The sequence below is a fragment of the Streptomyces sp. NPDC046925 genome (assembly GCF_040644915.1).
Lineage (GTDB): Bacteria > Actinomycetota > Actinomycetes > Streptomycetales > Streptomycetaceae > Streptomyces.
On the sequence record NZ_JBEYWZ010000004.1, the window covers coordinates 408,967 to 430,186 of the forward strand.

Consider the following 21,220-nt stretch of genomic DNA (forward strand, 5'->3'; position numbering starts at 1 on the left):
AGCGGGCTGCGCGGTGCTTACTTCGCGCCGGACAGCCAGGTGATGGTGGCGGTGCGAGAGCCGTACTTGGCGCCCAGCGTGGCGGCTTCCTTGAGGGCGATGGCCGGGCGGCCCGCGAGGTATTGCCGCCGCGCGCTGTCATCGCGCCGGGACAGCTGGATGACACCATCGTGTCGGCCCAGAGTGAGTCCCGTCCCGAAGTACCCCATGGAGTACGGCCGGGGCTCGCGGCCCCGGATCAACCGGGCCAGTGTGTCGGCGGCGTGGGCGCCCTGCGGGCCCGCTGTCTGACAGGCCGCGCGGGAGCCGGGGACGGCGGCACAATCGCCCACAACGAAGATCCGCGCATCGCTCACGCTGCGCAAATACGGGTCGACGAGGGCGCGGCCACGCTCATCGACCGCCAAGCCGCTGCGCTGGGCGAGGTCGGGAATGGTGCCCAGGACGGCCCACAGCGTCAGATCGGAACTCAACGGCCGGTCGGGGTCCGACCGCAGCCGCACCCGGTCGCCCCCCGGTTCCTCTGCGGACGCCAGCACCTCTGTCACGGTGTCCTCGAGCACCGACACCTCCAAGCGCTCCAGGCCGGTGCGCACCCTGCGGCGGGCTCCCTCGGAGAAGGAGGCCGCCAACCGGCTGCCCACCAGACGTACGTGCAGGTCGGGCCGCGCGTCGGCGATCTCGGCGGCGGTCTCGATGCCGGTCGGGCCCGTGCCGATGACGCTCACCGTGGAGCCCGCAGCAAGACTCGACAGCCGCGCACGGGCCCGCTGTGCCCCCTCCCATGTGCCCACCGGAACCGTTCCCGGCAGAGGCGAGACCGTGCTCCCCACGGCCAGGACCAGGTGGTCGAACCCGGCCAACTCTCCCGTGTCCAGGACCACGCTGCCGTCGCCTATCTTCGTGACGGCCGCCAGCCGCGTGGTGATGCCCTCCCGCAGCATGTCCGCGAGCGGGGCCGCGACCTTGCCGGTGCGGGCGATCTGCTGGTGCAGCCGCACCCGTTCGATGAAGTCCGGGCGCGGATTGATGACGGTGATCTCCGCTTCCGGCACCTTCTTCGCCAGGCGGTTCGCTGCCAGGGTTCCGGCGTATCCGGCACCTGCCACGACGAGTCTCACGGCTGCCTCCTGCGTCGACACGGGGCGGCCGGTCCGGGTGGTCCGGGGTGGTCCGCCGTACGGGGGTGATGCGCTGATCCCGCTGCTGCCGGGGGTGTTCGCGGGGTGGCAGTCGCGGTCCCGTGTACTACGACGAGGCAGGCCGTCGGTTTGTGAGGGGCAAGGTCACCCGGCAGTACTCATCGGCCCGCTGAAGTGCTCGGTGTCAATGACGGTGACAGTTGCTTACCGGGGAGCCGGGGGAGGCCGCCGGGCGAGGATCTCGCGGGCGAAGTCGGCAAGGGACATCGACTTGGCCCGGGCGGTGGTGCGCAGCCAGGCGAGGGCGTCGTTCGTGCTCATCTGCTGGGCGACGGCCAGGATGCCGATGGCGGTGTTGATGTCGCTCTGATCGGCGGTGGCCCTTACCTGTTCGCTGATCTCGCCCTCCAGGTCGGCCAGCAGCACAGCGGTCGCGATCTGGGCGAATACCTCGGCGTCGGCGGGTGGTTGTGTGCCCCCTCTGCCGCGGTGGTAGAGGGTGAGGGTGCCCACGGTCGTGGTGGCGGTGGACAGGGGGTAGGCGAACGCGGCACCGACGCCGATACGGCACGCGGCCTCCGTGAACAGCGGCCAGCTGGAGCTGGGCTGGTCAAGCCGGGGCACCAGAACGGGCTCGCCGGTGGTGAACGCGGCCAGCGACGGGCCGCTGCCGATGATCCACTGCAATTCCTCGGCCTGCTGCCCCCACGAGGACGTGACAGCGAGCTGGATGTTCTGAGACCCGTTGCCGTGCAGGGTGATCACGGCGGCGTCGGCACCGGGCAACTCCCGTACCGCACAGTCGCACACCGCGGCGAGGCATCCACGGCCGGGCGGGCCCTGACGGGCGGCATGGGTGATCCTGTGCCACAACGCGTCCCGCCGGGCAAGACCGGCCGCCGACACGCCACCGGCGCCGCCCACACCCGTCGGCACGTCGGCCGACTTTCCAAGTCCGGTCGCCTGCAGGGCGCGCTGGTGGAAGGCGAGGGCCAGCATCGCGCCGCGCAGCAGCGCGGTCGGCTGCCCCGCACCTTCCGTGGCCCCGCTCCCGCGCAGCGACTCGTACACCGTGGTGATGTCCTCGACATGATGCACGGCGCCCACGACGCGGCCATCGGCGTCGATCAGCGGGGAGTTGACAGGACTCCAGGCCTTGACGCGGAAGATGCCGGGGGATTGGGGGTCGGGGATGTCGTAGCGTTGGATCCCCATGTCGTGAGGGGTGCCGCTGCGCATGACCCGCTCCAGCGACGCGGTGAGGTTGCGCACGCCGGTCGAATCCGAGTCCCGGGGGTTGTCCGGGAAGGCGTCGAAGAGGAACGCGCCGTGCAGTTCGTCGAGTGAGCGTCCGGTGGCACGCAGGTAGGCCGGGTTGACGCCACGGATGTAGAGGTCTGTATCGAGCAGCAGATACGGCGCCGTGGTTACCTTGAACAAGAGACTGTCGGACGTGGCCCGCAGCGCGTCATGCACCGGCACACACCTCCCGGAATCGACTGAAGACGGCCGCTTGCAAAGCGTAGCCAGTCGAGCCGAGCGTCAGCAGCCGTATGCAACAGCGGGCACCTGTCCGTGTGCCGGCTCGAGCGAGACACATACGGCGCAGGCCCACCGGATTCGACAACGCGCACTACAGAAGGCGAACATCGCCGAACGTGCCTCCGCTCAGGGCGACTTGCCCGGTGCGGAACTCATCACCCGCCGTGCTACCGCCAGATGGTGGCGCGGGCGCACGGAACCAGGCCGGCGTCGCCTTTGACGCCGGCTCCGCCGGAGATGCGGCCGATGCACCAGCCGCGATGGCGAGCGCTTTCCAGGCGCACTCCTGTGGTGGCGTTCCTCCTGATCCACTTCTGTGCCGTGCCGCCGTCGCAGGGCGAGGTGTTGGGCTGGGTGTGGTGTCCGTTGGTGACCAGGCAGGCGTCGTTGAACCTGTTGCGGTAGGTGGTGATCGTCGAGTTCGGCCGGCGCCATTTGTCGTCGGGCATGTCCGGTGTGCAGATGTCGATGACCACCGGGAGCCGGTCGATGTCGCTGCCTCCGGCCACGGCCAGGCATCCGCCGTAGCGGGTGTCGCTGATCTGCACGGTACCGGCGGCCGAGGCGGGTGCCGCGGCGAGGCAGAAGAAGAGGGCCGCACTACAGGCCAGTGCGAGCGGGGTCTTGGCTGTGCGCATGGGCAGTTCGTAGCACGCACCGGCGTCGGCGGGGCCTCGGCGGCTCCGTCGGCGCCTGCCCGGTCACCTCAACGGCAGGCAACGTGTGTCGCGGACTCAGTGAGCGGTGCGGGCGTCGCCGGGACGCGTCGTCCGCCGGCCCTCCTCCTCCAGCCGACGGGAGATCGCACGGGCTGTGGCCCGCACGGCCGGCCCGTAGCCCGCTTCGGCGAAGCCGGTGCTGGGCGCCACGACCGACAACGCTGCCACCACCTCGTTGCCGTCCCGCACCGGCGCGGCCACGGTGGTCACCGGGTAGGGACGGCTCTGGCTGCCGTAGGCGTGGTCGCCGCGCCTCACCTCCGCGAGCACGCGGCGCAGGTCGGCGGGGGTGGCGATGTCGTCATGGCCCTGTCCGGGCTCGTAGCAGGCGATGGCGTGGTCCTGGACGGCCGTCGGGGCGAAGGCGAGCAGCACCAGTCCGGCACCGGTGGACGCGAGCGGAAGGCGGCCTCCCACGCGGTAGCGCACGGGACTGGCGTCGAGTGCCGAAAGCCGTTCGACGAGCAGCGCCTCCTGCTGCTCGCGCACGGCGAGCAGGACGTGCTGTCGCGTGACGTGGAAGAGATCCTCCATGTACGGCATGGCCACCGACCGCAGCCCGTGGCCCCGAGGCGCCAGGGACGCGGTTTCCAGCAGGCGCAGCCCCACGACGTAGCGGCCGTCCTGGAGACGTTCCAGGGCGCCGACGTGGACGAGGGACCGGGCGAGCCGCAGAGCGGTGCTGCGGGGCGTACCGCTTCGCTGCGCGAGTTCCCCGAGGGTCTGCGCACGATGATCGCTGTCGAACGTGCCGAGCAGGGCGAACGCCCGGTCGATCACCGGCTGCCCGGTGTCGGGCTTGCCGCCGCGTCTTGGCCGGGGACCACCGTCGGAACTCGGCGTTTCATTCATCGGCATCACGCGTGCCACCTTACGGCGCGCTTCCTACGCTCGTTGATGTACGGAGCCGCACAGCAGGGAGCCCCCGCATGACCCCGACCGGCCTCATCGACATCCACGCCCACTTCGTCACCGACGCCTATGTCGCCGCGGCCCGGTCCGCGGGGATCGAGCACCCCGACGGAATGCCCGGCTGGCCCGCGTGGAGCATCGAACACCACCTCGGCCTCATGGAACGCGCGGGGATCGAGAAGTCCTACCTGTCGATCTCCTCGCCGGGCGTGCACTTCGGGGACGACGCAGCCGCACGGGCCCTGGCGCGCGAGGTCAACACGTTCGGCGCCCGGGTCCGTGGTGAACATCCGGGGCGGTTCGGCCACTTCGCCTCCCTGCCGCTGCCCGACGTCGCGGGCTCGCTCGCGGAGGCCGCCCACGCCCTGGATGTGCTCGGTGCGGACGGTGTGGCCGTGGAGACCAACCACCACGGCCGCTATCTCGGGGACCCCGTGTTCGCGCCGCTGTGGGAGGACCTCGATCGCCGCGGGGCCGTCGTCTTCGTCCACCCCACGTCCCCGCCCCACGCCGAGGACGTCTCCCTCGGCCGGCCGCGGCCGATGCTGGAGTTCCTCTTCGACACCGCCCGCACCGCGAGCGACCTGCTCCTGGGCGGCGTCCTGACCCGTCACCCCCGGATTCGCTGGGTGCTGACCCACGGCGGGGGAGCGCTGCCCCTGCTCGCCGACCGCATGGACCTGTTCGGCGTCATGGTGGGCGGCCGCTCCCCGGACACGCCCAGCGCCGTGGAGCAGCTCGGGCGCCTCTGGTACGACATGGCCGGGACGCCCTTCCCGCGACAGATCCCGGCGCTCGGGGCCGCGTTCGGCACCGACCGCCTCGTGTACGGCAGCGACTACTGCTGGACACCCGCGGAGGCGGCGCTCGCCCAGGTCGTGTCCGTCGACTCGGCGGCACAGCCGTCCGCCACCGACACCTGGCGAGACCTCACCACGCGCAACGCGGGCCGGCTGTTCGCCGGGTGATGGCCTTGCACCGGCGCGCTGATCGCAAGCACACACAAGGAGAACCATGAGCAGGTACGTCGAGCCGTCCGCGATCCACGGACACGTGGTGGTCAGGGACGTCACCGTGATCGATCCGCTGGACGGGCGCGGCAGCTCCGGCCAGGACGTGGTGATCGAAGGCAACCGGATCACGTCGGTGACGGCGACCGGCGCCGCGGTCGGGGGCGCGCATGTCGTGGAGGGGCGGGGCCGGTTCGCCGTACCGGCGTACTCGGACATGCACCTGCACGCCCTCAACACCCCGGACGACGTGGACGGCACGTATGCGCTGATGCTCGCCAACGGCGTGGTCGGCTTCCGTCAGATGTCCGGGAACCGGGCACTGCTGAAGTCGCGGCGCGAGGACACGCTGCCCCGGCCGACCGGCGCACCGGCGCTCAAGGCGACCGCCGGTGACCTGCTCACCCCGCTGAACGCGAGCACCGTCGACGGCGCGGTCAAGGCCGTGCGGGAGCAGCACCGGGACGGCGCCGACTTCGTCAAGGCGGCGATGACGACCCGGGCCACCTTCCTTGCCGCCCTCGAAGAGGCGAACCGGCTCGGTATCCGACTGGGCGGCCACCTGCCCGCGGACCTCGATCCACGGGAGGCCGCACGCGCCGGAGTGTGGTCGATCGAGCACCTCGGCCCCGGCGTCACCGTGTTCGCCGCGGCGTCCTCCAAGGAGGGCGAGGTCCGCGCCACGAACGCCGCCCGCAAGCTCCCTCCGATCCCCAAGGTCAGGATTCCCGGTGCGGAGAAGCTGGCCATGAAGCTGATCAAGGGCATGGTCACGAACCCCGCCACGAGCACGTCCGAGCGGGAAGCGCACGCCTACGATCTTGCGGACGGCTCCTACGACCAGCAGAAGGCGGAGGAGTTGGCCGCCCTGTTCGTCGAACACTCCACCTGGCAGTGCCCGACCCTGATCCGCGTCCGCACCCAGCAGTTCGGCGACGCGCCCGAATACACCCAAGACCCCCGGCGCCGCTTCATGGCCGCCGGGGAACTGCGCACCTGGGACAAGTCGGCGAGGAAGTTCGCGAAACTGCCTCCGGCGACCCGCGATGCCCTGCGCCACCACTGGGCCGCGCAGCTGCGCATGACCAAGACGTTCGCCGATGCCGGAGTCCCCATGGTCGCCGGCACCGATGCGTGCGGAGCCGCGGGAATCATCCCCGGCTTCGCCCTCCACGACGAGTTCGACCTGCTCGCCGAAGCCGGTCTCGACCCGCTGACCATCCTGCGCATGACGACGACGGAACCGGCCCGGTTCCTGGGCGAGAAAGGCGCCTTCGGGCAGGTCGCCCCCGGCATGCCCGCCGACCTGGTGCTCCTGGACGAGGACCCGCTGGGCGACCACACCGCCCTGCGCAAGATCGCGGGCGTGATGCGGGACGGTCACTGGTGGTCCGGCGCCGACCTCGCCGCCGTTCTGGAACGCGTCGCTGCCGACCCTGGCGCGCACTGAGGTGTCCGTCGGCGGGCAGGGAGTGCCGCTCACCGCTCACTGCCGACCGCTGGCGCACCGCTCCCGGCTGAGCCCGCCGAGGCGACCGAGAGCAGGTCCACGACGAAGATCAGCGTCGAGTTGGGCGGGATCAACGTGGAGGGCGACTGCTTGCCGTAACCAAGACGCGGGGGAACGATGATCTCGCGCCGGCCGCCGACCTTCATTCCCCGCACGCCCCGGTCCCATCCCTTGATGGCCCTGCCGCCGCCCACGGCGAACTTGAACGGCCGGTCCTCCTCCCAGGAGGAGTCGAACTCCTTTCCTGAGGCGAAGGTGACTCCTACGTAGTGGAGTCGGATGACCCTGCCCGGCTGCGCCTCGGGGCCGTCCCCCACCACGAGGTCCCGGGTCGTCAGCTCGGTGGGCGCGTCACCCTCCGGAACCTCGACGGTGGGCTTCGTCAGTTCGCTCATCACGGTCCCATCGCTCGCCGCCGGAATCCCTCACACGGGCCGGCCGGACACATGGACCTTCCATGCGGCAGACGATCACGCTACCGGCCCTGTCCGTGCTCCTGGGCGCACGGCCCCTGGTTTCCTAAGCGCGCCGGGTTGCGCTCAGCGCGTGCGAGAGCGCGTCAACGGCGACTCCCACTACGGCCCGGAGCTGCGCCGGGCTCGCCCCGGCTCTGCTCATGACGGCGAGGGACTGGTTCACGGCCGCCGCGTGCTCGGCGAAGGCGTCGGCGTCCTGGTCGGTCAGTCGTCCGGCCTTCAACGCGGTGCGCAGGCGCAGACGCTGGAAGCCGAGCGCCTTCTTGGCGTGCTCCGCGACGGCCGGGCTCAGTACCGGAATGGCCATGGCCGACTGGGCAATCAGGCATCCGTCGGGCAGTTCGGGATCGGCGATGCGCTTGAGGGTGACGTCGAAGAATGCACGAACAGCTGCCAGGGGTTCCGAGGCCGCGCTCAACAGGGCGGCGTCGTACTGGTCGCCGTAGCGCGCGGCGTAGCGATCCAGGCAGCGCAGGAAGAGGGTGTCCTTGCCGCCGAGCGAGGAGTAGATGGAACTGCGGTTCAGGCCGGTTGCCCGTGACAGGTCGTCCAATGAGGTGTCGGCGTAGCCGGCGCGCCAGAACTGGATCATCGCGGCGTCGAGTGCCGTATCCATGTCGAACTGCTTCTTGCCTGCCACGTGGCACTTCCTTGCCGGTGCGTTGATGTCCTGGGCTGTGCTGCACGCCATTCTATCTTGAACTGATCAGTTCAAGATATGTTAGGTTGCAGACGTGATCACGATCGCGGGCCCGGCCCCCTGGGGCGTAGCACCGAACCACCAGACCCCACACCGACGAAGGACTCCCGTGACTGACTCCGCGACCACCACGCAGCACGTCTCCGAAGCCAACCCCGTCCCCGACCTGCCCCTGCATGACCTGCCCCTGCACGACCTGGACGGGTTCGCCCACCGCTGGGTCGACGCGGACGGCATCCGCCTTCATGCCGTCGAAGGCGGCCAGCCGTCGGGCCCGGCTGTCGTCCTGCTCGCCGGGTTCCCGCAGTCCTGGCAGGCCTGGCGCAAGGTCATGCCACGTCTCGCCGACCGGTTCCGCGTCATAGCCATCGACCTGCCGGGACAGGGCCACTCCGAGCGCCCGGAGCGCGGCTACGACACCCACACGGTCGCCGCCCACGTCCACGCCGCCGCCCAGGCACTCGGAGTGCCGCAGTACTGGCTGGCCGCCCACGACATAGGCGCCTGGGTCGCCTTCTCCCTGGCCCTCAACCACGAGAGCCAGCTGCGCGGGGTCGCCCTGCTCGACGCCGGAATCCCCGGCATCACCCTCCCGGAAACGATTCCCATCGACCCGGCCCGGGCGTACAAGACCTGGCATTTCGCGTTCCACCTCGTGCCCGACCTGCCCGAGATCCTGCTCACCGGCCGCGAACGGGACTATGTCAGCTGGTTCCTGAAAACGAAGGCCCTCTCTCCCGACGCGTTCGACGAGACCGACCTCGACCACTACGCGGCGGCCCTCGCCGCAGACGGCGGCCTCCGCGCCTCCCTCGCCTACTACCGGGACGCCGCCGAGTCGGCGCGCAAGAACCACCAGGCGCTCGACCGACAGCACCTGACCGTGCCCGTCCTCGGCATCTCCGGCAGCCACGGCTCCATCCCGGACATGGCAGCCTCCCTCCGCCCATGGGCCGCCAACACCACCGGCGTCGTCGTGCCCGACACCGGACACTTCATCCCCGACGAGCAGCCCGAAGCCGTCGCCGCCGCCCTAGCCGACTTCATCACCGGCGGCGAGTGACGCCAGCACCACAGCTGCCAGTGCGGCGCGTGCGGTCATGCCTGATGCCGAGGTGTTTTCCGAGCGAGCGTGGGCGCCCGAGCCGACCGCGCCGATGCCGTCCAGGACCGGCGTCCCCGCGGCCACCACGAAGTTGCCGTCGCTGGCTCCGCCGACGGACGTCTCGCGCAGGTCCTCCCCGAGCAGCGACGCGCACCGCTGGGCCAGCTCCGCGTAGGCGGCGACGTGTGCGGTGCGCTCGAAGACGGGGCGGTTCCAGTCCCCGCCGACCTCCACGCGGGTGCGCGGGTCCACCGGGCGCAGTGCATCAAGGGCCTTGGTGATGCGCTGCTGCTCGGACGTGGAGGCGACCCGTACGTCGATATGGGCGACGGCGCGTCCCGCGGTGACGTTGCTGCGGGTGCCGCCCTCCACTACGCCCACGTTGAGCGACGTACCGGCGTCAGTGTCGCGCAGGCCGGTCAAGTGCAGGACCTGGTGGGCCAGTTCGTCGATCGCGCTCGCTCCGGCGGTCGGATCGAGCCCGGCGTGGGCTTCCTTGCCGGTGACCGTGAGCGTGAAGAGGCCCACTCCCTTGCGGGCCGTTTTGATCGCGCCGTCGGCGGCCGCCTCGAAGACCATGGCGAGCCTGCTGGCGCGGGACTCCGCGACGATGGCCTCGTGGGAGCTGAGGCTGCCGGTCTCCTCGTCGCCGTTGAGCATCAGGGTGCAGGCAGGGCGGGGCAGGCCCAGCGCGTCGAGCGCCCGCAGCGCCCATACGGCCTGCACCAGACCGGCCTTCATGTCGAAAACACCAGGCCCGCTGATGTGGTCGCCGTCCCGCAGGAAGGGCCACTCTTCGAGGGTGCCGGTCGGCCAGACGGTGTCGTAGTGGCCCAGGAGCAGGACCGGCCGGGTGTCCTGGCAGTCCGCGTCACGGGCGGGGTAGCGGCGTACGAGGATGTCCCCGGTGCTCGCGCGGGGCAGGATCTCCTCGGCGTCCGGTGCGCCCAGGCGCTGGTCGAGCCAGGCGCGCAACCAGCCCAGGCAGGCGTCGAGTTCGCCGCGGTCGTCGCTGGCGCTCCCCCGGGAGGTGTACGCGGCGAGGTCGGCGATCATGTCCTCGCGGTGTTCGTCGAGCCAGCGCCGTACCGCATCGGCCTGCTCCGCCTGCGGCAGGCGCGCACGTATCGGGCGCTCGGCGAGGCGGTCGAGGTCCGCCAGGCGCGACTCCGACATCTGCTCCGGCGCGCCCTCCAGTTCGAGCAGGCCGTCCACGACCGTGCGCAGGAGCGTGGTGGGCAGCCCCTCGCGCGCCGCGTGGTCGAAGATGTCGGTGTAGTGGGTGGTGACTTCCACGGGCCGGTGGCGTACGGCCAGGTCGCGCCAGATGCCGCTGCGGTCCTTCGACTGGGTGCGCAGCCAGGCGGTCAGGCGGTCGAAGGCGGCCTCGCGTGCGGCCGGGTCCTGCCCGGGCCGCAGCGGGTGCGGATCGAAGGCGTCGAACGCTTCCAGACTGACGCCCAGGCGGTCGGATACGGCGAAGATCTCCCCGGTCAGTCCGGTCATGGCGGCCCGGTGCCGGTCGATGAGGTCGGCCATGGGGGCATCGGCGAGGGCGGTGGCGGCCAGCATCGCGCCGAAGCCGGCCTTGGCCCACAGATAGCCCTCGACGTTGTCGCTGGCCACCGCGGGACCCCAGCTGTGCAGGTCGGACACGAGGGAGCGGACGCGATCGCTGACCGGGGCGCCGCCGGGCTCGCCGATGACGAGGGCGCCGGCGCCGCCGTCCTGGATGACGCCCGGCGCGATGACGTCGGCGAAGATGTTGACGAACGCGGCCACGGTGCGCTCGGCGCCCACGTGCCGGGCGATGAGGTCTTCGTTGAAGCCGTTCTGGAGGGAGACCACATAGCCGTCCGGGGCCAGGCGCGGCGCGATCCAGGCTGCGGCGGTCGCGGTGGCCTGGGCCTTGACGGCCAGCAGCACCCGTCCGAGCGTTCCTTCGAACGCGTCGGGCGTGGTCGCGGTGACCGGGACGGCGGTACGGGTGGTGCCGTGCGCGACGACAAGTCCCTCGGCGCGGATCGCCGCCACGTGGGCCGGGTCGGTGTCGACGACGGTGACGGGGTGGCCGGCCCGGGCGAGGGCGAAGGCGAGCGTGCCGCCGATCGCGCCCCCGCCGACGACGGTGTAGGCGGCCCGCTGCGGGGAGGGGGCGGTCATGGGGTGGGTCCTTCCGTCGGGGCGGCCGGTGTCGCGGGCGGTTCGGTGGGGGAAGCGGTGGCGGTGGCAGCGAGGGCCGGGGTGTCGCCGGGCTGCCAGATGCGGGGCAGGTGCAGGGCGCCCGTACTGGATCCGCCGTCAACGCGCAGTACCTCGCCGGTGATCCAGGAGGCGTCCGGGCCCGCGATCCAGCACACGGCGCGGGCGATGTCGTCGGGGCTGCCGGGGCGGCCGAGGGGGTTGGCGCCGATGGCCGCCGCGTACCGGGCGGATACGGGGTTGCAGTCGCTGGCGACCTGGACGAAGCCGGGGCTGACGGCGTTGACGCGGATGCCGTACGGGCCCAGTTCCAGGGCGGCGGCGCGCGTGGCCATCTCCAGGGCGGCCTTGGAACTGGCGTAGGGGCCGCCGCCGGGGCGGGCCCGCAGGGCGGATCCGGAGGAGATGTTGACGACCGCGCCGGGCCGGCCGGCCGCCATGGCGAGGCGGGCGAACGCGGCGGTGGCCAGGACCGGGGCGCGCAGGTTGACGGCGAACAGCCGGTCCCAGGCGCGGGCGTCGACGTCTGCCATGTCCAGGGACGGGTAGACACCGGCCGCGTTGACCAGGACGTCCACGGGACCGTGCCCCGCCCAGGCCTGCTCGACCAGGGCGGCGGGGGCATCCGGGTCGGTCAGGTCCGCGGCGTGCACCGCCGGGTCACCGCCGAGGCGTGCCGCGGTCCGCTCAAGGGCCGCGGGGTCGCGGTCGGCGAGGGTGAGCAGGGAGCCTTGCGCGGCGAACTGCGCGGCGATCGCCCCGCCGATGCCGCCCGCGGCGCCGGTGACCAGCACGTGCGGCGTCATCAGTCGAACTCCTTGTCCTTGGTCTCCGGCATCGTGAGGTAGACGACGAGGGAGACCAGCGCCGCGGCGGAGACGTAGATCCACAGCAGGTCGCTGTGGCCGCTCTCGTGCAGCCAGGTGGTCAGGTAGGGCGCCGTGCCGCCGAAGACGGCGACGGCCAGGGCGTAGGGCAGCGCGATGCCGGTGGCGCGCACCTCCGGCGGGAACTGTTCGGCCATGATGACCGCGCAGTTGGCGGAGTAGCCCAGGATCAGCAGCATGCCGGTGAGCTGGACCACGAACAGGCTGAGGAAGCTGCCGTTGAGCAGGTGCAGCAGCGGCCAGGCCAGGACGACGAACCCGGCGGCGAAGCCCGCCATGGTCGGTTTGCGGCCGATCCGGTCCGAGAGCAGCCCCGCGAACGGCAGCGCGACGACGAAGACGATCAGACACAGCGTCTGCGAGAGCAGGGCGGTCTTCAGTGGGATGCCGGTGGTCAGATTCGCGTACGTGGGAAGGTAGTTGACCCAGATGTAGTAGGTCAGGGTGCCCGCGATGGTGATGCCCGCGACGCGCAGTGTCGCCGCGGGATGTTCGACGAACATGGCCTTGACGGGGTTGGTACGGGTGCGGCCCGACCCCCGGGCCTGAGTGAAGGACTCGGTGTCGGAGACCGAGACCCGCAGCCACAGACCGACCAGGCCCAGGAGCCCGCCGAAGACGAACGCGGCCCGCCAGCCCCACGAATGCACGGCATCATCGCTCAGCAGCGAGGTGGTGAGGGTGCCCAGAAGCGAGGCGATCAGGACGCCGCCGGCCACCGAGACCTGCTGCCAGGAGCCGGCGAACGCGCGCCTGCCCCGCGCGGCGGACTCCACGAGGAAGGCGGAGGAGGAACCGAACTCGCCGCCCGCCGAGAAGCCCTGTACGAGGCGTGCGACGAGCAGGATGAGCGGGGAGAAGACGCCGATGGTGTCGTAGTTGGGGGTGATGGCGATGGCGAACCCGGCGCCCGCCATCAGCGCGACGGTGAGGGTCATGCCCTTCTTGCGGCCGTGGCGGTCGGCGTAGGCGCCGAGCACGGCGGCGCCCACCGGGCGCATCACGAAGCCGACGGCGAACACGGCGAGCGTGGACAGCAGGGCCACCGCTCCGTTGCCCTTGGGGAAGAACTCGTCGGCGATGACCTTGGCGAAGATGGAGTACAGGGCCCAGTCGACCCACTCGACGGTGTTGCCGATGGTGCCGGCGACGATGGCCTTGCGCTGGGCGCCGCTGAGTCTGCCGGGGGAGGGGGAGTTGCCGTCCCGGGACAGCGGACCGGCGGGTGCGGCGGATCCTTGGTTCATGGTGTGTGCTCCGGGGCGTCGGGGACGGAACGGGAGGCGGTCGGGCCGCTCAGCACGGTGCGGGCCGCGTCGGCGAGCTGGGCGTGCGTGGCGAACCAGACGTCGGCGTGGGCGCTGATGTGGTCGAGGAGTTCGCGCAGCGCCACCAGGCGTGAACGGTGGCCGATGACGTGCGGGTGCAGGGTGAGCTGGAAGACGCCGCCGTCGCGGTAGGCGGCGTCGAACTCGTCGGTCCAGATCTCCAGGACGTCGCGCGGACGGCTGTGCGGGCGCACGGAGCCGTAGCGGTCCATCGTGAAGTAGGGGGCGTCATCCCGGATCCAGTCCACGGGAATCTCGACCAGACCGGTCGGGCTGCCCCCGGCGAGGATCTCGTACGGCTCGTCGTCGGCCATCAGCGAGGAGTCGTAGGCGAAGCCGAGTTCGAGCATGATGTCGAGGGTGGAGTCCGAGAAGTCCCAGGAGGGCGTGCGGATTCCCACCGGCCGCTGCCCGGTCAGGGTCTCCAGGGTGTCCAGGGCGCGGGCGGTCAACTCCCGCTCGTCGTCCCGGCCCAGGAGCATGTTGCGTTCGTGGATCCAGCCGTGGACGGCCAGTTCGTGCCCGTCGCGGGTATACGCGCGTGCCTCCTCGGGGTGCAGCAGGGCGGAGACGGCGGGCATGAAGAACGTCGCGGGGACGCGGTGGCGGGCGAGCAGGTCCAGGATCCGCGCCGCGCCGACGCGTGCCCCGTACTCGCCCTGGGCGAGCCGGCCGGGACTGGTCTCGCCGTCGCGCAGCGGGATCGTCTCGTGGTCGGAGTCGAAGGACAGGGCGACCGCGACCCGGGCCTCGCCGGGCCAGCGATCAGGGACCAGCTGCCGTCCGGCGCGCACCGCGTCCACATGGCCGCGCCAGGTCTGTTCGGTCCAGCGCCAGCTCTCCGCGGGCAGGCCGGTGTCGTCTGGGGGCATGGTGACTCCACGAGGGTCGGGGGAGGTACGGGGGACGTGGGGGAGGGAAGCAGGAACCGCGCGCGGGCTGGTGTGCGCCGACGCGGTACAGGGGGAGCCCGATGGAGCCCGCTCAGACGGGGCGGACCATCCGGTGCCAGGAGTACTTCATGGTGACCAGATGCAGGGTCACGTCGGAGGCGATCAGGCCGGGCAGCCTGCCGATGACGTCGCTGGTGTAGCGCAGCAGGTCGGCGCGGCGGGGCAGCACCATGTGCCCGACGAGGTTGAAGCGGCCGGTCGCCGCGCCGAGAAACTTGGTCCCCGGATGTCGTGCGAGCTGCCGTCCCGCCGCTTCGAGCCGGTCGGGCTCGATCGAGAGCCAGACCATGAACTCCGCGTCGTACCCCAGCAACGAGGGGTCGACCAGGGTGCGGAACTGCAGGACCCCGCGGGCGATGAGCCGTTCCATGGCCCGCGCGATCCCGGACTCGGTGTGGCCGAGTTGCCGGGCCAGCGCGCTGACCTGCGTACGGCCGTCCTGTTTGAGCACCGCGACGAGGTCCTGCTCCAGGGGCGTGAGCGGTTGCGGCGTCATGTCCCAGTCGTCCCGGTCGCACGACAGGGCCAGGGACGCGGGCCGCAGATCGGCCGCCGCCTCGGCGGACAGCAGTCCGGGGTCCCACATGGACGCCGAGGTGAAGGCGCGGATGACCGGTACGGCCTCGGTGCCCGCGATGAGGTCGGCCGCGGGCAGGTCGGTGTAGAGGATCCGCATCATCTCCTCGTTGTCGCGGGCGACGAAGTCGACGATCAGGTCGGCGGCGCCGGTGACCACGGCCACGAAGCGGACGTCCGGACTCTCGGTGAGCCGGTCGGCGACGGCAAGACCCTGGCCCGGCCTGGCCTGTACCCGGACGAGCATGGAGGATCCCTCCCGCGTCCGGTCCAGCTCCAGGGTGCCGACGACCCGCAGCAGGCCCCGCTCGAGCAGCGAGCGGTAGCGCCGCTGGGCGGTTGTCTCGCTGGCACCCACCCAGCGAGCCAGAGCGCTCCACGGGGCACGACCGTTGAGCTGGAGCGCGGCGATGATGCGCTGGTCCAGCTCGTCGATGGTGCCCGTGGGGGCTCTGTGCGTCATGGTGGCGAAGGTATCGAGTGCCCTGACCGCGGTCAATGATGGAATCCTGCATCGCTGCTGCTCAGGGCGCTGTAATCCCGCGACGGGGGTGTTACGGAGCGAGAAACGACGCAGCTCGGATGCGCGTGTGCCGGGTGGCTGCGGCGTGACGGATTACGCCACGGGGTGTCTGAAAAAGTTCCCCGGTCGTGTGTGCCTGGCGTGGGCGGGGGCCCGGGAGGCATGGGGGAGGGTGTTGGGGCAATGCTGGGAACCATGACTGCCACGCTCGGTGCCTTCGTTCTCGGTACTCCCGATCCTTGCGCGCTTGCCGACTTCTACCGGGCCCTGCTCGGCTGGCAGGAAGTCGAACGAAGCCCGGAGTGGGTTCGGCTCAAGCCGCCGGACCGAGAACGTCCCGGTCTCAGCTTTCAGCTGGAGAGCGATCACCTTGCTCCGATGTGGCCGCAGCGCCCTGGCTCTCAGCAGATGCAGGCGCACTTGGACCTGCAGGTCGACGACTTGCAGGCGGAGACCGAACGGGCTTGCGCTCTGGGTGCGACATTGCAGGAGCATCAGCCCCAGCAGGACGTGCGGGTCCTGAGCGACCCGCACGGTCACCCGTTCTGCCTCTTTCTTCCGGGTGCCTGAACGCCGCTGTTCGGCAGAGCTGGACAACTCCCAGCCCTCATCAGGGCGTTCGTATGACTCGCTGGGGAAAACCAGGTGCGGACCGTTGCCGCGATGGTGTGAGATGCGGGGCATGACGATCGTTCTGCATGAGCCCGGTGTCGACGAGTTGGCCGGGGCCGTGGATGCCCTGCGCGTATGGCAGGACGACCGCACGCCGCTGCAACTCCATCCGGGAGACCTGGGCTGGGCCTGGGCACTGGGCGCGGAGAGGCTGGCCGCGGCCGTCCGTACCTGGAACGCGGACGGACGGATCATTGCCGTCGGATACCTGGACGGCCCTGATGTGCTGCGCCTGACGACCGCGCCGGACCTGCGGCAGGACGCTAATTTGGCGCGCCGGTTGCTGGCGGACCTCAATGATCCGGAGCGCGGGGTCCTGCCGCCCGGGAAGGTCGGCCTCGAAATCCCCGACGGTGCCTTGCTCCGCGAGGTCCTCGTGGAGGCGGGCTGGCATCTGGACGAGCCGTGGACGCCGCTGCGCCGCGACCTCTCCGAGCCGGTGGAGGACTCCGGCCTGCGGATCGAGGTGGCCGGTCCGGCGACGGCGGGGGTGCGGACCGCGGTGCACCGCTCGGCGTTCAACAGCCCGGCGTTCACCGAAGAGGTGTGGCACGTCCTCGCCGCCGGGCCGGTCTACGCCGACGCCCGCTGCCTGATCGGCTACGACGGCCAGGGCGACGCGGTGGCTGCGGCGACGGTCTGGTCGGCCGGGCCCGGCAGGCCTGGCCTGCTGGAGCCGGTGGGCGTGCACGCCGACCACCGCGGTCGCGGCTACGGGACGGCGATCAGCGTCGCCGCTGCGGCGGCGCTGCGTGAACTGGGTGCATCGAGCGCACTGGTCTGCACCCCGAGCTCGAACGCTGCCGCCGTCGCCACCTACAGGGCGGCTGGATACGAGCCGTCGCCCGAACGCCTGGACGTCAGCCGAGCCGCCTGAAGTTGATCAGACGGCGGTATCGGACAGGTCCCGTAGCTGACTCCGGCCGGGGGTGTTTGGTCAACGGTTGTCTGGTCGTGGCCGTGCTGCTGGTGTGCTTCATCGGGGTGTGGGTCTGGGCGGCCACGGCCGATGACCGCGCGGAGGCAAAGGCCCGCGCCGACATGCGCCGTGGGGTGGGTGGAGGCTCGGCAAAAGGGGCTTGCCGGGGCGGCGGCCGACGGTGTGTTCGAGGACGGTGGGATTGCCGCGCTTTTCCCCGGAGCAACCCGGCTCGTGGCCTGGTCGGGATCGAGCGGCGCCACAGGAGTGCCGTCTCCCGGCGCACCCCCCGCCCGCTGACGGAGGGGAGTCCGCACCGCCCGAGCCAGCCGAACGCACCGCGAACGAGGCACGTTCCCGGACCGCTCGCGGACGTGACGCGTTCGTGGACGGTCCACGTACGCGTCAGCTGCCCGGAAGACCGACCGCCAGCGTCAGTGCAAGGACGCGGTGGGGCGATGCGAGGTCCGGGAACAGCTCCCGCAGCTGCGACATCCGGTAGCGGACTGTCTGGGGGTGGACGAACAGCGCCGCCGCCACCTCGTCCCGCCGGCCCTGGTGCAGCAGCCACGCCCGCAGCGTCTCCTCAAGCCGCCGTGCGGTCGCGGCGGGCAAGGCCCGCAACGGGGCGAGGGCGCGGGCACGCAGGTCCGCGAACGCGTCCGTGTCGGCGCTCAGCACCAGCTCGGGCAGGTGGTCCTCGGTGTCGCGGATATCGGAGGAGAGGGAGCGTGCGCGTACGGCTCGCGCGTACGAGGCGGACGCACGAGTCCACGGCCGGGCCGGGCCGACCACGGCGGTGCGGTCGGTCAGCTGCCGCAGGAGACGTGATCGGTCGGCATCGGGGACGAGCAGCACGCCGGTGGCGTCCGGCAGATCGTCGAGGACGAGGGTGCTCGGGTCGAGCGCGCGATAGGCAGGCCGGGCCTGGGCGGCGGGGAGCAGGACCGCGGTCAGCGATACCGGGGGCTGCCAACCGGCCCGTTGGACAGAGGCAAGGAGCACGTCCGGGCTCGCGCCGGCGAGGAGGTCGCGGGCCAGGTGTTCCAGGTGGAGCTCGTGGGCCCTGCCCCGGGCGGCCAGTTCGTCGGCGTGGCCCGCGGCGCTCGCGGCGGAGAGCTCGTCGATGTAGGCGAAGGTCAGCTCGGCGAATTTGGCGACCTCGGCGGCGGGCAGACCTGCGGGTACGGCACCGGCTGCCAGGCATCGCCAGGCCACGCGGGCGCCGACGCGGTAGGCGCCGAGCAGGGCGTCCATCGAACGGCCGTCGCGCACCTCGCCGCGGCCCAGCTCGTAGGCCGCGTCACCGGCGTCGCCTCCGGTGGCTTTCCCGCTCGCGAGGTCCAGGTAGTGCCCCAGGGCGGTACGGACGGCCCGGCGGATGGTGCCGCCCATGCGGCCCGAAAGGGCGTTGGCGTAGGGAGGGACCTCGTCGATGATCGCCTGGACGACCTCGTCGGCGGTGGTCTTCAGTGTGGCCCGAAGTGCGGTGACCGTCGTCTCGTCCAGGGCCAGTTCGCTGGCCCTCCGGATTGCATGGCTCACGTTTTTATTCCCTGCGAACAACTCAGTCGACCAGATTTACGTCCTGCGGTCAGGACTTTACGCCTTGAGGCACAGCAGGCTGGAGCCATGACGAGTACAGCCCTCCGCAGCAGGGCGTGGAAACTGCTGGAGATGGTCACGACGCCGCTGCTGCCGTCGGACTACCTCGACCTGGTCAGCCCGCTGCGTGCGGGCGCTGACCTGCGTGGGCGCATCGAGGCCGTGCACCCCGAGACGGGTGACGCCGCGACCATCGTGATCAGGCCGGGACGGGGCTGGCGCGGCCACACGGCCGGTCAGTACGTGCGGATCGGGGTCGACGTCGACGGGGTGCGGCTGTGGCGTGCCTACTCCCTCACCTCGCCGACACACCGCCAGGACGGCCGCGTCACGATCACCGTGAAGGCGATCCCGGACGGCAAGGTCAGCAACCACCTGGTCCGCAGGGCGCAACCCGGCACGCTGATCCACCTCGACCAGCCGACCGGCGACTTCGTACTGCCGGAGGCCAAGCCCGCCAAGGTGCTCTACCTGACGGCCGGCAGCGGCATCACGCCGGTGATGGGCATGCTGCGCGACACCGAGTTCGACGACGTCGTCATGGTCCACTGCGCGCCAAAGCCGCAAGACGTGATCTTCCGCAACGAACTGCACGGCCTGGTCGCGGACAAGAAGCTGCGGCTCACCGAGGTGCACACCGACACGGACGGCATGCTCGACATCGCCCGTCTCGACGAACTCGTGCCCGACTGGACCGAGCGCGAGACCTGGGCTTGCGGGCCCGCGGGCCTGCTCGACGCCGCCGAAAAGCACTGGAGCGAGCACGGCGTCCCAGAGCGCCTGCACACCGAACGCTTCCGCGCCGGCGTCGTCGTCGCCGGTGACGGCGGCGAGGTCACCTTCAGCGCCACCGGCAAGACCGTCGACGCGGACGGCGCCACGCCGCTGCTGGACATCGGCGAGGAGGCCGGCGTACTCATGCCCTCCGGGTGCCGTATGGGCATCTGCTTCGGCTGCGTCTCGCCGCTCAAGGCGGGCGCCGTCCGCGACCTGCGCACCGGCGAGATCACCGAGGCCGATCCGGGCGTCCTCATCCAGACCTGCGTGTCCGCCGCGGCGGGCCCGTGCGACATCGAACGGTAGGAGCACCTTGACCGCCATCGACCCCACCGCCCACCTGACCGCGGAGCAGATCGAGGAGCTCGGCCGCGAGCTGGACGCGATCCGCGACGAGGTGATCGCCGGCCGCGGCGAGAAGGACGCCGCCTACATCCGGAAGGTCATCTCGGCGCAGCGCAAGCTCGAGCTGGTCAGCCGGGGCGTACTGCTGTTCTCGATCTTCCCGCCCGCGTGGCTGATCGGCACCGCAGGTCTTTCCGTGGCGAAGATCATGGACAACATGGAGATCGGACACAACATCCTGCACGGCCAGTGGGACTGGATGCGGGACCCGAAGATCCACTCCACCACCTGGGAGTGGGACCACGTCTCGCCGTCCGATCAGTGGAAGCACTCGCACAACGAGCTGCACCACACGTACACCAACGTGATCGGCAAGGACAACGACCTCGGCTACGGCATCATGCGCGTCGACGAGGACCAGAAGTGGCACCCCTTCCACCTGGGCCAGCCGCTGTGGAACTTCCTCAACGCCTGCTTCTTCGAGTACGGCATCGCGGCGTACGACCTGGAGCTCGGCAAGAACCTGCACAAGCGCCGCCGCAAGAACCCGGAGTTCCGCGCCCGGGCCAAGGCCGTGGGCCGCAAGATCCGCAAGCAGGTGCTCAAGGACTACGTGATCCACCCGGCGCTCTCGGGCCCCTCGTTCCTCCCCACGCTCGCCGCCACGTTCACCGCGAACCTGGTCCGCAACATCTGGTCCCACTCGGTGATCATGTGCGGGCACTTCCCCGAGGGCGTGCAGGTCTTCGAGCGCCGGTCGATCAAGGGCGAGACGCGCGGCCAGTGGTACCTGCGCCAGATGATGGGCTCGGCGAACATCAGCGGCAGCAAGGCCATGCACTTCATGACCGGCAACCTGTCGCACCAGATCGAGCACCACCTGTTCCCGGACCTGCCGAGCAATCGGTACGCCGAGGTCGCGGTGAAGGTGCGCGCGCTGTTCGAGAAGTACGAGCTGGACTACGTCACCGGGCCCCTGCCCAAGCAGGTGTTCTCCGCGTGGCACAAGGTCTTCCGCCTCTCGCTGCCGAACAAGAAGTCCAAGAAGCCCCTCGTCAAGACGTCGGACCGCGAGCAGGAGCTCGTCGCGGCCTGATCTTCGGTACGGGCTCAGATCTTCCGGCCGCGGTGGCACCGCCGGGTTCGGTGGAGTTGTGGGGGCGGTAGTCGAGGGCGGTGTCCGCGCCGGGTTCCTGGCCCGCCTCGCTGCCGTCGAGGGCCCGCGCCGCGACGTCGGGGTCAAAGAGCCTCTGGTCGGGGTCGGCGGGGCCCTCGACGGCCATATCCGTGGATCCCACGTGCAGCGCGGCAACGGTG

General features: G+C 71.0%; 20 protein-coding genes. 7 read left to right on the forward strand and 13 right to left on the reverse strand.

Annotated features, from left to right (window positions below; genetic code table 11):
• Positions 1 to 17: 17 nt before the first annotated feature.
• The 4 genes from ABZ906_RS20320 to ABZ906_RS20335 form a co-directional block, all read right to left on the reverse strand.
• On the reverse strand, positions 18 to 1,121 hold the full coding sequence (locus tag ABZ906_RS20320; protein ID WP_361384281.1) for an FAD-dependent oxidoreductase: 1,104 nt from the start codon (positions 1,119 to 1,121) through the stop codon (positions 18 to 20).
• A gap of 225 nt (positions 1,122 to 1,346) precedes the next feature.
• Positions 1,347 to 2,624, reverse strand: a complete 1,278-nt coding sequence (locus tag ABZ906_RS20325; RefSeq protein ID WP_361384284.1) for a PAS domain-containing protein — start codon at positions 2,622 to 2,624, stop codon at positions 1,347 to 1,349.
• Between the two features lie 227 nt (positions 2,625 to 2,851).
• The gene (locus ABZ906_RS20330; RefSeq protein ID WP_361384287.1) at positions 2,852 to 3,322 is read right to left on the reverse strand and encodes a hypothetical protein; all 471 of its coding nucleotides are present in this window, start codon (positions 3,320 to 3,322) and stop codon (positions 2,852 to 2,854) included.
• Between the two features lie 96 nt (positions 3,323 to 3,418).
• Positions 3,419 to 4,261 carry an IclR family transcriptional regulator gene (locus ABZ906_RS20335; protein WP_361384290.1) on the reverse strand — a complete coding sequence of 281 codons (843 nt, stop codon included), beginning with the start codon at positions 4,259 to 4,261 and terminating at the stop codon, positions 3,419 to 3,421.
• Positions 4,262 to 4,332: 71 nt separating this feature from the next.
• Here ABZ906_RS20335 and ABZ906_RS20340 point away from each other — a divergent pair, with 71 nt between their 5' ends.
• On the forward strand, positions 4,333 to 5,283 hold the full coding sequence (locus tag ABZ906_RS20340; RefSeq protein ID WP_361384292.1) for an amidohydrolase family protein: 951 nt from the start codon (positions 4,333 to 4,335) through the stop codon (positions 5,281 to 5,283).
• Between the two features lie 46 nt (positions 5,284 to 5,329).
• Entirely contained in the window at positions 5,330 to 6,775 is a 1,446-nt protein-coding gene (locus ABZ906_RS20345; RefSeq protein WP_361384295.1) for an amidohydrolase family protein, read from the forward strand.
• Between the two features lie 29 nt (positions 6,776 to 6,804).
• Here the strand turns inward: ABZ906_RS20345 and ABZ906_RS20350 are convergent, their stop codons facing one another.
• Positions 6,805 to 7,230 (reverse strand): FKBP-type peptidyl-prolyl cis-trans isomerase, encoded by a 426-nt coding sequence (locus tag ABZ906_RS20350; RefSeq protein WP_361187080.1) that lies wholly within the window; start codon positions 7,228 to 7,230, stop codon positions 6,805 to 6,807.
• A gap of 124 nt (positions 7,231 to 7,354) precedes the next feature.
• The gene (locus ABZ906_RS20355; protein ID WP_361384298.1) at positions 7,355 to 7,951 is read right to left on the reverse strand and encodes a TetR/AcrR family transcriptional regulator; all 597 of its coding nucleotides are present in this window, start codon (positions 7,949 to 7,951) and stop codon (positions 7,355 to 7,357) included.
• A gap of 169 nt (positions 7,952 to 8,120) precedes the next feature.
• Between ABZ906_RS20355 and ABZ906_RS20360 the strand changes: the two genes are divergently transcribed.
• Positions 8,121 to 9,074, forward strand: coding sequence for an alpha/beta hydrolase (locus ABZ906_RS20360; protein WP_361384301.1), 954 nt, complete (start codon positions 8,121 to 8,123; stop codon positions 9,072 to 9,074).
• Here ABZ906_RS20360 and ABZ906_RS20365 read toward each other — a convergent pair.
• From ABZ906_RS20365 to ABZ906_RS20385, 5 genes are all read right to left on the reverse strand, one after another.
• Positions 9,045 to 11,279: a M20/M25/M40 family metallo-hydrolase gene (locus tag ABZ906_RS20365; RefSeq protein ID WP_361187073.1), complete on the reverse strand. Its 2,235-nt coding sequence runs from the start codon at positions 11,277 to 11,279 to the stop codon at positions 9,045 to 9,047. The genes ABZ906_RS20360 and ABZ906_RS20365 overlap by 30 nt on opposite strands.
• Positions 11,276 to 12,124, reverse strand: a complete 849-nt coding sequence (locus ABZ906_RS20370) for an SDR family oxidoreductase (RefSeq protein WP_361187071.1) — start codon at positions 12,122 to 12,124, stop codon at positions 11,276 to 11,278. The genes ABZ906_RS20365 and ABZ906_RS20370 overlap by 4 nt, the downstream gene beginning before the upstream one ends.
• The gene (locus tag ABZ906_RS20375; RefSeq protein WP_361187987.1) at positions 12,124 to 13,419 is read right to left on the reverse strand and encodes an MFS transporter; all 1,296 of its coding nucleotides are present in this window, start codon (positions 13,417 to 13,419) and stop codon (positions 12,124 to 12,126) included. The genes ABZ906_RS20370 and ABZ906_RS20375 overlap by 1 nt, the downstream gene beginning before the upstream one ends.
• A gap of 29 nt (positions 13,420 to 13,448) precedes the next feature.
• Entirely contained in the window at positions 13,449 to 14,405 is a 957-nt protein-coding gene (locus tag ABZ906_RS20380; protein WP_361384304.1) for a polysaccharide deacetylase, read from the reverse strand.
• A gap of 112 nt (positions 14,406 to 14,517) precedes the next feature.
• Positions 14,518 to 15,525, reverse strand: a complete 1,008-nt coding sequence (locus tag ABZ906_RS20385; protein WP_361384307.1) for an Lrp/AsnC family transcriptional regulator — start codon at positions 15,523 to 15,525, stop codon at positions 14,518 to 14,520.
• A gap of 255 nt (positions 15,526 to 15,780) precedes the next feature.
• Between ABZ906_RS20385 and ABZ906_RS20390 the strand changes: the two genes are divergently transcribed.
• Entirely contained in the window at positions 15,781 to 16,155 is a 375-nt protein-coding gene (locus tag ABZ906_RS20390; RefSeq protein WP_361384310.1) for a VOC family protein, read from the forward strand.
• Positions 16,156 to 16,267: 112 nt separating this feature from the next.
• The gene (locus ABZ906_RS20395) at positions 16,268 to 17,134 is read left to right on the forward strand and encodes a GNAT family N-acetyltransferase (protein WP_361384313.1); all 867 of its coding nucleotides are present in this window, start codon (positions 16,268 to 16,270) and stop codon (positions 17,132 to 17,134) included.
• A 447-nt stretch (positions 17,135 to 17,581) separates the two neighbouring features.
• Here ABZ906_RS20395 and ABZ906_RS20400 read toward each other — a convergent pair whose 3' ends face one another.
• Positions 17,582 to 18,721, reverse strand: a complete 1,140-nt coding sequence (locus ABZ906_RS20400) for a helix-turn-helix domain-containing protein (RefSeq protein ID WP_361187058.1) — start codon at positions 18,719 to 18,721, stop codon at positions 17,582 to 17,584.
• A gap of 132 nt (positions 18,722 to 18,853) precedes the next feature.
• On the opposite strand from ABZ906_RS20400, the gene ABZ906_RS20405 reads away from it, so the two are divergent.
• On the forward strand, positions 18,854 to 19,864 hold the full coding sequence (locus tag ABZ906_RS20405) for a ferredoxin reductase (protein WP_361384865.1): 1,011 nt from the start codon (positions 18,854 to 18,856) through the stop codon (positions 19,862 to 19,864).
• A gap of 7 nt (positions 19,865 to 19,871) precedes the next feature.
• Positions 19,872 to 20,999 (forward strand): acyl-CoA desaturase, encoded by a 1,128-nt coding sequence (locus tag ABZ906_RS20410; RefSeq protein WP_361384316.1) that lies wholly within the window; start codon positions 19,872 to 19,874, stop codon positions 20,997 to 20,999.
• Here the strand turns inward: ABZ906_RS20410 and ABZ906_RS20415 are convergent.
• Entirely contained in the window at positions 20,959 to 21,201 is a 243-nt protein-coding gene (locus tag ABZ906_RS20415; RefSeq protein WP_361384319.1) for a hypothetical protein, read from the reverse strand. The genes ABZ906_RS20410 and ABZ906_RS20415 overlap by 41 nt on opposite strands.
• Positions 21,202 to 21,220 lie beyond the last annotated feature (19 nt).

What these genes read in the sequence shown, in the direction of transcription:
- ABZ906_RS20330 (WP_361384287.1), bottom strand. Translation starts at nt 3,322, where the DNA reads ATGCGCACAGCCAAGACCCCGCTCGCACTGGCCTGTAGTGCGGCCCTC.
- ABZ906_RS20335 (WP_361384290.1), bottom strand. Translation starts at nt 4,261, where the DNA reads ATGCCGATGAATGAAACGCCGAGTTCCGACGGTGGTCCCCGGCCAAGA.
- ABZ906_RS20340 (WP_361384292.1), top strand. Translation starts at nt 4,333, where the DNA reads ATGACCCCGACCGGCCTCATCGACATCCACGCCCACTTCGTCACCGAC.
- ABZ906_RS20345 (WP_361384295.1), top strand. Translation starts at nt 5,330, where the DNA reads ATGAGCAGGTACGTCGAGCCGTCCGCGATCCACGGACACGTGGTGGTC.
- ABZ906_RS20350 (WP_361187080.1), bottom strand. Translation starts at nt 7,230, where the DNA reads ATGAGCGAACTGACGAAGCCCACCGTCGAGGTTCCGGAGGGTGACGCG.
- ABZ906_RS20365 (WP_361187073.1), bottom strand. Translation starts at nt 11,279, where the DNA reads ATGACCGCCCCCTCCCCGCAGCGGGCCGCCTACACCGTCGTCGGCGGG.
- ABZ906_RS20370 (WP_361187071.1), bottom strand. Translation starts at nt 12,124, where the DNA reads ATGACGCCGCACGTGCTGGTCACCGGCGCCGCGGGCGGCATCGGCGGG.
- ABZ906_RS20380 (WP_361384304.1), bottom strand. Translation starts at nt 14,405, where the DNA reads ATGCCCCCAGACGACACCGGCCTGCCCGCGGAGAGCTGGCGCTGGACC.
- ABZ906_RS20385 (WP_361384307.1), bottom strand. Translation starts at nt 15,525, where the DNA reads ATGACGCACAGAGCCCCCACGGGCACCATCGACGAGCTGGACCAGCGC.
- ABZ906_RS20390 (WP_361384310.1), top strand. Translation starts at nt 15,781, where the DNA reads ATGACTGCCACGCTCGGTGCCTTCGTTCTCGGTACTCCCGATCCTTGC.
- ABZ906_RS20395 (WP_361384313.1), top strand. Translation starts at nt 16,268, where the DNA reads ATGACGATCGTTCTGCATGAGCCCGGTGTCGACGAGTTGGCCGGGGCC.
- ABZ906_RS20405 (WP_361384865.1), top strand. Translation starts at nt 18,854, where the DNA reads ATGGTCACGACGCCGCTGCTGCCGTCGGACTACCTCGACCTGGTCAGC.